At 46.5% G+C, this 10,326-nt stretch carries 13 protein-coding genes; 8 read left to right on the forward strand and 5 right to left on the reverse strand.

Annotated elements, in window-relative coordinates; translation table 11 throughout:
- Window positions 1-42 precede the first annotated feature (42 nt).
- Both fmt and def read right to left on the reverse strand, forming a co-directional pair.
- The gene (gene fmt / locus R8O70_RS20910) at window positions 43-990 is read right to left on the reverse strand and encodes a methionyl-tRNA formyltransferase (RefSeq protein WP_005461453.1); all 948 of its coding nucleotides are present in this window, start codon (window positions 988-990) and stop codon (window positions 43-45) included.
- A gap of 33 nt (window positions 991-1,023) precedes the next feature.
- On the reverse strand, window positions 1,024-1,542 hold the full coding sequence (gene def, locus R8O70_RS20915; protein ID WP_064368875.1) for a peptide deformylase: 519 nt from the start codon (window positions 1,540-1,542) through the stop codon (window positions 1,024-1,026).
- 138 nt (window positions 1,543-1,680) lie between these two features.
- Between def and R8O70_RS20920 the strand changes: the two genes are divergently transcribed.
- The 4 genes from R8O70_RS20920 to R8O70_RS20935 all read left to right on the forward strand — a co-directional run bounded on the left by R8O70_RS20920 (window position 1,681) and on the right by R8O70_RS20935 (window position 4,998).
- Window positions 1,681-2,775, forward strand: a complete 1,095-nt coding sequence (locus tag R8O70_RS20920) for a LysM peptidoglycan-binding domain-containing protein (protein WP_017821578.1) — start codon at window positions 1,681-1,683, stop codon at window positions 2,773-2,775.
- Window positions 2,759-3,868, forward strand: coding sequence for a DNA-processing protein DprA (gene dprA / locus R8O70_RS20925; RefSeq protein WP_318184338.1), 1,110 nt, complete (start codon window positions 2,759-2,761; stop codon window positions 3,866-3,868). Before R8O70_RS20920 ends, dprA begins: the two co-directional genes overlap by 17 nt.
- A gap of 2 nt (window positions 3,869-3,870) precedes the next feature.
- Window positions 3,871-4,350, forward strand: coding sequence for a DUF494 family protein (locus tag R8O70_RS20930; protein ID WP_031823674.1), 480 nt, complete (start codon window positions 3,871-3,873; stop codon window positions 4,348-4,350).
- A gap of 78 nt (window positions 4,351-4,428) precedes the next feature.
- Complete coding sequence (locus tag R8O70_RS20935) at window positions 4,429-4,998, forward strand: type I DNA topoisomerase (RefSeq protein ID WP_005386647.1); 570 nt, start codon at window positions 4,429-4,431, stop codon at window positions 4,996-4,998.
- 63 nt (window positions 4,999-5,061) lie between these two features.
- Here R8O70_RS20935 and R8O70_RS20940 read toward each other — a convergent pair whose 3' ends face one another.
- Window positions 5,062-6,195, reverse strand: a complete 1,134-nt coding sequence (locus R8O70_RS20940) for a 5-(carboxyamino)imidazole ribonucleotide synthase (RefSeq protein WP_033906573.1) — start codon at window positions 6,193-6,195, stop codon at window positions 5,062-5,064.
- A 4-nt stretch (window positions 6,196-6,199) separates the two neighbouring features.
- Window positions 6,200-6,685, reverse strand: a complete 486-nt coding sequence (purE, locus tag R8O70_RS20945) for a 5-(carboxyamino)imidazole ribonucleotide mutase (protein ID WP_033906572.1) — start codon at window positions 6,683-6,685, stop codon at window positions 6,200-6,202.
- Window positions 6,686-6,884: 199 nt separating this feature from the next.
- Here purE and R8O70_RS20950 point away from each other — a divergent pair, with 199 nt between their 5' ends.
- The 4 genes from R8O70_RS20950 (at window position 6,885) to R8O70_RS20965 (ending at window position 9,609) form a co-directional block, all read left to right on the forward strand.
- Window positions 6,885-7,442: an L-threonylcarbamoyladenylate synthase gene (locus R8O70_RS20950; protein WP_033906571.1), complete on the forward strand. Its 558-nt coding sequence runs from the start codon at window positions 6,885-6,887 to the stop codon at window positions 7,440-7,442.
- A 47-nt stretch (window positions 7,443-7,489) separates the two neighbouring features.
- Window positions 7,490-8,407: an oxygen-dependent coproporphyrinogen oxidase gene (hemF, locus tag R8O70_RS20955; RefSeq protein WP_017635615.1), complete on the forward strand. Its 918-nt coding sequence runs from the start codon at window positions 7,490-7,492 to the stop codon at window positions 8,405-8,407.
- A gap of 101 nt (window positions 8,408-8,508) precedes the next feature.
- Window positions 8,509-9,342: a shikimate dehydrogenase gene (gene aroE, locus R8O70_RS20960; protein ID WP_033906569.1), complete on the forward strand. Its 834-nt coding sequence runs from the start codon at window positions 8,509-8,511 to the stop codon at window positions 9,340-9,342.
- Window positions 9,343-9,345: 3 nt separating this feature from the next.
- Window positions 9,346-9,609, forward strand: coding sequence for a DUF1488 domain-containing protein (locus R8O70_RS20965; RefSeq protein WP_005379090.1), 264 nt, complete (start codon window positions 9,346-9,348; stop codon window positions 9,607-9,609).
- A gap of 7 nt (window positions 9,610-9,616) precedes the next feature.
- Here R8O70_RS20965 and R8O70_RS20970 read toward each other — a convergent pair whose 3' ends face one another.
- Window positions 9,617-10,165: a gamma carbonic anhydrase family protein gene (locus tag R8O70_RS20970; RefSeq protein ID WP_033906568.1), complete on the reverse strand. Its 549-nt coding sequence runs from the start codon at window positions 10,163-10,165 to the stop codon at window positions 9,617-9,619.
- Window positions 10,166-10,326: the final 161 nt, after the last annotated feature.

The raw sequence follows: 10,326 nt of genomic DNA on the forward strand, positions 1-10,326 counted from the left end.
CTAAAAGTTCGTATTATTGGGGATGATAACCCCTAGTATGGCTTAAACCAGCAGAGTGCCAACTTCAAACCAAGCCGCACGCGAATTCAGAATATCCTGAACTGACATGGCTTTTTTGCCAGGAACTTGCAGTTGCTCTAGCACCAGTACGCCGTTGCCTGTCGCAACATAAATACCGGTTTTATCTGCTTGTACGATGGTGCCGGCTGGCTTGTCACTGGTTTGCTCTGCCACACGGCTTTGCCATACTTTGATGCTGTTTTCTGCCGCCTCAAAGTGGCTCATTGGCCATGGGTTAAATGCACGAACGCAGCGCTCAATGTGCGCCGCATCGTCGTTCCAGTTGATGCGTGCTTCTTCTTTGCTGAGCTTTTTCGCATAGTTCGCTAGCTCATCGTCTTGCTTCACTGGCACTGCTTTACCCGCAGCAATGTCTGCTAGGCAGTCAATCAGGGCTTCTGGACCAAGCTCAGCCAATTTTTCGTACATTGAAGCGCTGGTATCTGTCGCTTCGATTGGCAGAGTTGCAATCTTCAGCATATCACCAGTGTCGAGACCGATGTCCATCTGCATGATGGTCACGCCAGTTTCTGCATCGCCCGCCCAAATAGAGCGTTGGATTGGAGCCGCACCACGCCAACGAGGTAGGATAGAACCATGTACGTTGATACAACCCAGTTTAGGGGTATCAAGAACCGCTTGTGGCAGTAGCATACCGTACGCCACGACAACCATGAGGTCGGCGTTCAGATCGGCAAGTTCTTGTTTCGCTTCGTCGGACTTAAAGCTTTCAGGTTGGTAAACCGGGATGTTGTGTTCCAGCGCCAGTTGTTTTACCGGTGGCGCAGCCAATTTCTTGCCACGACCCGCTGGACGATCTGGGTTTGTGTAAACCGCGATGACTTCATGCTCCGAAGACAACAACGCCGCCAAGTGACGGGCGGCGAAATCCGGAGTACCTGCAAAGACAATACGTAAAGACTGACTCAAGGTAGACTTCCTTCTAATTGGTATGGTTCGAGATTAAGCGTTTTGCTGCTTCTCGTTAAAGCGTTTGATTTTTGCTAGCTTGTCCTGAATGCGTTTGCGTTTCAGTGGTGATAGGTAATCCACGAATAGCTTACCTTGTAGGTGATCAAGCTCGTGTTGAATACAAATCGCTAGCAGGTCGTCGGCTTCAAAGGTGAACTCTTTGCCATCACGATCCAGTGCTTTAACGGTAACTTCTGCAGCGCGAGGCACAAGTGCGCGTGCACCTGGTACCGACAGACAGCCTTCTTCGATGCCATCTTCGCCACGCTTTTCCAGAATCTCAGGGTTGATTAGCACCATCGGCTCATCGCGAGTTTCTGAAATATCAATCACTACGATACGTTTGTGGATATCAACCTGCGTTGCAGCAAGGCCAATACCTTCTTCGTCGTACATGGTTTCAATCATGTCATCGACGATTTTTTGAATCTCAGGTGTCACCGCTTCAACAGGCTTTGCGACTGTGCGCAGGCGATCATCCGGGAATGTTAATACTTGTAATACAGACATATTCACTCGAAATATTGAACTGTGCCGAAACAGCACAAACCTTGTTGGCTCAATTCTAGACATTTTATAGCCTAAATGACAGCATCCTTGCACCAATTTCCATTCTGGTTCCTGCTTAATAGACCAAGGACGAGGGTCATGAATCGAATTTTCCGCAACGTTGCCAGTGTTACGTTGCCGTTACTTTTCTCTTTCAACGCTGTAGCAAATGTGGATGCGAACCCACTGACAGTTAAAGATGATGCGCCACAAACGTATGTAGTCGTGAAGGGCGATACGCTATGGGATATTTCGGCCATGTACTTGGATAGCCCGTGGTTGTGGCCTCGTTTATGGCAAGTAAACCCGGAAATCGACAACCCTCATTTAATTTATCCTGGAGACAAGCTGTCTTTGGTGTGGATTAACGGTCAGCCCGTGTTGAGCCTAAAACCGGTTAAGAAGCTGAGCCCGAAAGCTCGCATCACAGAAAAGAAAGCCGTACCAACGGTCGCGGAAGGTTTGGTGATGCCTTACCTCAAATCGGATCGGTTGCTAGATAAAGATTCGTTGAACAGAGCAGCAAAAGTGATGGGTAGCAGCAAAGGCAGTAAGTATCTGACTGCAGAAGATGTGCTGTATATCAATGGCAATCAGACCGCGACAGGTTGGGCTATTTACCGACCAGTAGCTACCTTTTCGCGTGACGATGTGTCCGAAGAGATTACCGCGCTGCGTTTGATTGCCAAAGGCGAGCTCGTTGAAGCTTCGAGTGATTATTCAGGTTTGAAGCTTACATCGCAAATGCAAGAAATCCTACGTAACGATATCGCGTTGCCAAATCAATCGGTTGAGAATACTGACTTCACGACTACGTTCTATCCGCTGCCGTCGCCACAAGGCAGTTCTGCAAAGTTGCTAGGTAATATCGAAGGTATTCGCTTTAGTTCAACTAACCAAGTCGTGGTGATTGATAAAGGCACGTCAGATAATCTCAAGCAAGGCAGTGTGTTTGATTTAAAAGAAGACGCGCACCCAGTTTACAAAGACGGCGATGAGTTCAAGAAAGAGTTTGGCGTGCTTGATAAGAAAATTACTTTGCCTCAAAGCAAAGTTGGTGAGTTGCTGGTCATTCGTCCTTATGAGTACTTTAGCTTGGCACTGATCACTAACAGTACGAAACCCATTAACCAAGATATTTCGGTGGTGTCACCGTTGGCGGACGAATTAACCATCGATGAATCGACGAAATAACGATGATCTCGCTGCATGGTTAAAACTGAGTTGTTTACCAGGCATTGGCGGCGTCAAAATGAATAAGCTACTGGCAAGAGACACGCCACGTAACATCGTAAACTTCTCTCCTGAACAGCTACAACAACTTGGGTTAACAACTAAGCAAATTCAAGCTTGGGCTTCAACAGATAAAGAAGTCGATGCTTGTTTAAGCTGGCTTGAGGCTTCTACAAATCATCATATCCTGACACTGACTGACCCGCTTTATCCACCTCAACTCAAACAAATCGTTGCACCGCCACCTCTACTTTTTGTTCAAGGAAACCCTACTTGTCTCTCTCAGCCACAAATCGCGATGGTTGGCAGTCGAAATGCGAGTATTGATGGATTACAGCATGCACGTCAGTTTGCTGCAGAGTTTGTTCAGCACGATTTTATTGTCACCAGTGGTCTCGCTTTAGGCATTGATGGTCATGCGCATGATGGTGCGTTGCAAGCGGGTGGTAAGACGATTGCGGTGCTAGGATCTGGCTTAGAAAATATTTATCCGGCACGTCATCGTGGTTTAGCGCAACGTGTTATTGAATATGGGGCTTTGGTGTCTGAGTTTCGGCCTAATGCCAAGCCGCGCCCAGAAAACTTCCCGCGTCGTAATCGTATTATTAGTGGATTATCGCTTGGTGTACTGGTCGTCGAGGCGGCGAAAAAGAGCGGCTCGTTAATTACAGCTCGTTACGCGCTTGAGCAAGGTCGAGAAGTATTTGCGCTGCCAGCGTCAATCAATGCCCCCAATGCCTGCGGTGGAAACCAGTTGATACGTCATGGCGCTTGCCTCGTAGAAAAGACGAAAGATGTCTTAGATGAAATACAGTCCTTGCTTGATTGGTCTATTAATCAGAGTACTGATTTATTTTCTACGTTAAATGATGAAGAAGAATTGCCATTTCCTCAGCTGTTAGCTAACGTAGGAAGTGAAGCTACACCGGTTGATATTCTTGCAAACAGGACCAATATACCTGTCCAAGAAGTCATGATGCAGCTCTTAGAGTTAGAACTCTCTGGGCATGTCGTTGCGGTTTCAGGTGGCTATATTCGAAAGGGGAGGGGCTAGCTATGATGATGGATATACTGATGTATCTATTCGAAACCTACATCCATAGCGATGCAGAGTTACAGGTCGAACAAGACGAGTTGGAAGAAGAATTGCTTCGCGCTGGCTTCCAACAAAAAGATATCTATAAAGCCCTTGTCTGGTTAGAAGAGCTCGCAGCGCTGCAGCAAAGTGATACATCTTCTGCGATTTCGGCTTGTATCGCGTCATCATCGACTCGTATCTACACTGCGAAAGAGATACAGCGTTTGGATTTGGAGTGCCGAGGTTTTTTATTGTTCCTTGAGCAAATCAATGTATTGACGACAGAAACTCGTGAAATGGTGATTGACCGAGTGATGGGGCTAGAAACGAGCGAGTTTGAGCTTGAAGACCTCAAATGGATCATTTTGATGGTGCTGTTTAATGTGCCTGGTAATGAAAACGCTTATACGCTAATGGAAGAGCTGTTGTACACCAAAGAACAAGGGATTCTTCACTAACCCAATCTAGGCAAGTTCGAGTTTAGCTAGCAAGAACGCGAGCTTGTCTTTTGGTGTGTTTTTCACGAAACGGTAAGTATGAGTAGTAAAATCGACAACACCCTTTTCTCTGCCCATGAACACGCATTGGAACACGAGCCGTGTCCTAAATGTGGCAGCGAGTTGACCCTCAAACATGGCAAACACGGTCCCTTTCTTGGCTGTAGCCACTACCCAAGCTGTGATTACATCAAAGCCCTGCACAACAATGATGGACACATCGTCAAAGAGCTTGGCGTTCCTTGTCCAGATTGTGGTAACGAGTTGGTATTACGCCAAGGGCGTTATGGCATGTTTGTTGGTTGCAGTAACTATCCGGCGTGCCATCATATTGAGTCGATTAATCAACCTGAGCCAGAAAAGCAGTCGCAAGAGCACCACGCGTGTCCTGAATGCGGTAAAGGTCATTTAGTTGAACGTAAGACGCGTTTTGGTAAAACTTTCTACGCATGTGATAACTACCCTAAATGCAAATTTGCAGTGAATCTCCCTCCGGTAAAGGGGAGGTGCGAAGAATGTGGTTTTACGTTGTTGGTGGAGAAGAAACTCGCCAGTGGTGTGAAATTGCAATGTGCCAACCGTAAGTGCCAGCACACTCAACAAGGGTAAATACATCAAAGGAATTAAAAAGGGTCGCATCGTGCGACCCTTTGTGGTTTTTGGGGCTAGATTTTAGCGTTGTGCTTGTTTCGCAAACTCGTGCACGGCTGGGAATGTCATTGGATCTAAGACCTTCGCGAGAGCGCACAACCTACGGTGCAATTCTCCTGGGTAGTCACCGCATACGTTGATGTGACCCATTTTGCGCCCTTCGCGCTTCTCTTTGCCGTACCAATGGATGTGACAACCATCCATGGCGAGCAGCGTTTCTGGCAACGTATCTTCACCAAGAATATTCACCATTGAGGTTTCACGAACCAATTTCGTACTACCTAATGGTAAGCCGCATACTGCGCGCAGATGGTTTTCAAACTGACACGTTTCTGCACCTTGCTGTGTCCAGTGACCAGAGTTGTGCACGCGTGGAGCAATCTCATTCACTAAAAGTGCCCCATCGACATCAAAGAACTCAAGCGCTAATACGCCAACGTAATCTAGGCTATCTGCGACAGCCGTGAACATTTGCTTTGCTTGTTCCTGTAACTCTGGCGCATCAATCGCAGTAGAAAGACTCAATACACCGTTGGTGTGAACATTCTCTGCCAGAGGGTACACTTCCACATTTCCATCTTTGCTTCGAGCACCAACTAGTGATACTTCGCGGTTAAAAGGAACAAACTCTTCAGCAACAATCGCTTGAGTTGGTGTTGCCGCGATGCACTCTGCCATCTCAGTCCAAATGTCGTCGACTTGAGAAGCTTCTTTTAAGCGCCATTGGCCTTTACCATCGTAGCCACCCAATGCACTTTTCAGAACCATTGGCATACCAACGTGTTCAATTGCGCGCTCAAAGTCTTCACGAGTTTCAATGACGTAGTATTTCGCGTTGCGCACGCCAGCATCATCAAGCAGTGCTTTTTCAATACGGCGATCACCACCTGCTTTGATGGCTTGCGTACTTGGTAGGAACTTGCCGCTCGCTTCGCAAACCTTTAGCACGTCATGTGGAATATGCTCGAACTCGGCAGTAATCACATCAACTTGCGTAATCGCATTTTCCAAGCCATGGCCAAGTACCTGTTGAGTTAAAGGGTGAACGACATCACCGCTGCTGACATCGTAAGCTGAAATTTGAATATTCAGTGGCGCACCAGCCAGAGACATCATACGAGCCAACTGACCCGCACCAAGAACCAGTACATGCATCTGATTAATCCTCTGCAGGGTTTGGATTTGCGAGAACTGTTTCCGTTTGCTCATTACGGAATGCTTCTACCTTCGCCATGATGTTTTCATCATGAGTGCCTAGGATTTGCGCTGCTAGGATACCGGCGTTTGCTGCGCCCGCTTCGCCAATCGCCAATGTACCAACCGCAACTCCCTTTGGCATCTGTACAATAGAGAGCAGTGAATCCATACCTTTCAGTGCACGAGACTGAACGGGAACCCCAAGCACTGGCAAACTAGTAAACGCCGCCGCCATACCTGGTAGGTGGGCTGCACCACCTGCGCCTGCGATGATAACTTTGATGCCGCGTTCTTTTGCGCCACTAGCGTAGTCAGCCAGTAATTGAGGAGTTCGGTGTGCTGACACTACTTTTGTTTCGTAAGGCACGCCAAATTGATCTAGCATGTCCGCTGCTAGTTTCATGGTTGGCCAATCGGATTTAGAACCCATGATGATACCGACTTTCATCTCAAACTCCTTTAAGCTGCAAAAATTAGGTGAGCTATAAATTTGTGCGCATTATACGGGGATTTTTATCTCAAGCAAACGTTTGCGTCTTGTTGTTGGCGCTATTGATACATTTTATAAAAAAATTGCTTTAGTGTCTGAGAGTGAATATTTGTACACTTAGTGAAAACAACACAGTCAAACAAATAGGAAGTAATCGGTGGATAACTTTGAACAAGTGCTCAACGCACTCAAGCAAGGCGAAGTGATTGCCTATCCAACAGAAGGGGTTTTTGGTGTCGGATGTGATCCAGATAACCCAGAAGCAATTCAAAAGCTATTAGAGCTCAAGCAGCGTCCGGTAGAAAAAGGGCTGATTCTAATCGCGGCAAGTTATGATCAGCTTTTGCCTTATATTGATGAATCTCAGTTGACTGAAGAACAATTACAGACTGTTCATGCCACTTGGCCAGGCCCATACACTTGGATCATGCCAGCGAGCGATAAAGTATCCAACTGGGTTTCAGGGCAGTTTGATTCAATTGCGGTTCGTGTGACTGATCATCCTTTGGTGCAAAAAATGTGTAATGCATTCGGAAAGCCGTTAACCTCTACCAGCGCGAATCTCTCCAGCTTACCACCGTGTATGACCACGGAAGAAGTCGAAGAGCAGTTGGGTGATAAGCTGGTCGCCATTCTTCGTGGCGAGACCAGCGGTCGTGATAAACCCAGCGAGATTCGTGACGCCAAAACTTCACAAATATTAAGACAGGGTTAACCCTGCTAGCCAGCCATCATTAGGTTTCACGTAATAGGTAATAACGTATGTCAGCGATCGATAAGCACGCCGTAAAGCAGTTCTTGATGTCACTTCAGGACTCCATTTGTCAGCAGTTAGAACAAGAAGATGGAAAGGCCGTCTTTGTCGAAGATGCATGGCAACGTGAAAAAGGAGAGCGTCTGGGTGGCGGTGGTCGCTCACGTGTTTTGCGTGATGGCCTTGTTTTCGAGCAGGGAGGCGTGAACTTCTCGCATGTGGAAGGGAAAGAAATGCCAGCATCTGCGACAGCGCATCGCCCAGAGCTAGCGGGTCGTCGTTTTGAAGCGATGGGTGTTTCTTTGGTTATTCACCCTAAAAACCCTTATGTACCGACTTCACACGCCAATGTCCGCTTCTTTATTGCAGAAAAAGATGGCGAAGACCCAATTTGGTGGTTTGGTGGTGGTTTTGACCTAACACCGTTCTACCCATTTGAAGAAGATTGCCAATCATGGCACGACACTGCAAAACAGCTTTGTGCACCATTTGGTGACGATGTTTACCAAGAGCATAAAGCATGGTGTGACAAATACTTCTTCCTACCACATCGTAATGAAACTCGCGGTGTTGGCGGTTTGTTCTTTGATGATCTAAACCAGTGGGAATTTGATAAGTGTTTTGCTTACATCAAAGCAGTGGGTGAAGGCTATTGCCAGGCTTACTTGCCGATCGTTTCTCGTCGTAAAGAGATCAAGTATGGTGAGCGTGAGCGTGAATTCCAACTATATCGTCGCGGCCGTTACGTAGAGTTCAACTTAGTGTATGACCGTGGCACCTTATTTGGTTTACAAAGTGGTGGGCGTACTGAGTCGATTCTGATGTCAATGCCGCCGCTCGCTCGCTGGGAGTACTGCTACGAGCCAGAAGCGGGATCGCCAGAAGCTGAACTTTACGAGCGATACCTAACGCCCCGAGAGTGGTAAGCACGGAATCTCCTTTTCTATATAGATAGATAGTGATAGGGTCATCTGTAATCAGGTGGCCCTGTTTTCTCTATATCTAAGTAAGGAACAAAGGTAAGGAAATGACCCAGCAAATCGATCGCTATGCCGTGTTTGGTAATCCTATCGGACACAGTAAGTCGCCATTCATTCACACCTTGTTTGCTCGTCAAACTAATCAATCTTTGGTGTATACCGCAGAAAGTGCACCTGTTGATGGTTTTATTGACGCGGCGAAGGTGTTTTTTGCTGAAGGTGGCAAGGGGTGCAACATCACTATGCCATTTAAAGAAGATGCTTATCAATTTGCTAGTCGATTGACAGAACGGGCTCAGTTAGCAGGCGCGGTAAATACCCTCAAGAAGTTAGACGATGGTGAAATCATCGGTGACAACACTGATGGTGCAGGTTTAGTGCAAGATCTGCTTCAGCATCAGGTTGTATTGGAAGGTGCGCGAATCCTAATTATTGGTGCTGGTGGTGCAGCTCGTGGTGTTATTAAGCCACTACTCGATCAAAAGCCGACCTCTTTAACCATTACCAACCGTACCTTTAGTAAAGCACAAGAGCTCGCAGAGCTGTTTGTCTCTCACGGTCCTATCCTCGCCAAAGAGATGGCAAGTATTGATGAAGAGTATGATGTCATCATTAACTCCACATCCGCTTCTCTTAGTGGTGAACTGCCGACTATTTCATCCTCCATCTTTGCCGCTAACAGTACAAGCTATGACATGATTTATGGCAAAGGGGTGACGAGCTTTAACTTATGGGCAAAAGATAATGGCGCCGCTCATGCGTATGATGGTCTTGGAATGTTAGTTGGGCAGGCTGCGGAAAGCTTTATGCTCTGGCGTGGCTTACGTCCTGGTGCCAAACAAATTCTCAGAGAACTAAGAAAGAACCTTGAAGGTCAATAAGCGATGAATCAATCCATCTTATTCCCAGATATTCAATCATGGGATGAAGTATCACAATCGGTAAACTTTTCGGCGCAACAATCAGGCGCACTAATAGAGTGCTTTGTGACGAAACAAAAGTTAGAAAAGCTCAGTGGTTCACTGATTGAAACTGAGCAAGCGGCAATTAAAGTGTTTACTGATTACCGATTCGACCTAGAAGAAATGGCTGAAGAGCTAATAGAAGATGAAGCCTTCAACGAAGAAGGCCATATCATCATCGGTTAACAGGGCTTTAGTTCAAGTCTTTTACTTCATTTAAGTAGTCGTTTTTGTTTTGCACATAGTTGTTGGCAGACTTTTGCAAGAAAGCTCGTTCTTTTTCTGATAGAGGGCGAGCTTGTTTTACTGGGCTTCCAACATATAAGTAGCCACTTTCTAATACTTTCCCAGGTGGCACTAAACTGCCTGCTCCGATCATCACCTCTGACTCAATTACAACAGCATCTAAAACAATAGCTCCCATACCAACCAAAACACGATCGTGGATCTGACAACCGTGCAGCATCACTTTGTGGCCAATCGTAACGTCATTACCAATAATCAATGGGTAGCCGTTTGGGTTTTCGGCGTTCTTATGGGTGACATGCAAAACACTGCCATCTTGAATATTCGTTCGATCACCAATGTGAATGTGGTTTACATCACCTCGCGCTGCTACCAGTGGCCAAATGCTAGAATCATCGCCAATTCGGATATCACCGACTAAAACAGAGGTTGGGTCAACGTAAACACGCTCACCAAGTTCAGGCTTTATACCTTTGTAGCTTCTCATTGAGCTCATCTTTTTTCCTTATTCAGGGCGATTACAGGGTGTATGGAGGTAGAATAGTAGTGAAAACTCGCCTTTTAGAATAAAAAACACCCAAACGATAAAAAAATCAAAAAAAACGAGAAAAAGGGCTTGCCAATGTGATCGCAATCTCTATAATGCCACCTCGCTGA

The sequence above is a fragment of the Vibrio sp. 779(2023) genome, assembly GCF_033344285.1.
In the GTDB taxonomy this organism is placed as follows: Bacteria; Pseudomonadota; Gammaproteobacteria; order Enterobacterales; family Vibrionaceae; genus Vibrio; species Vibrio alginolyticus.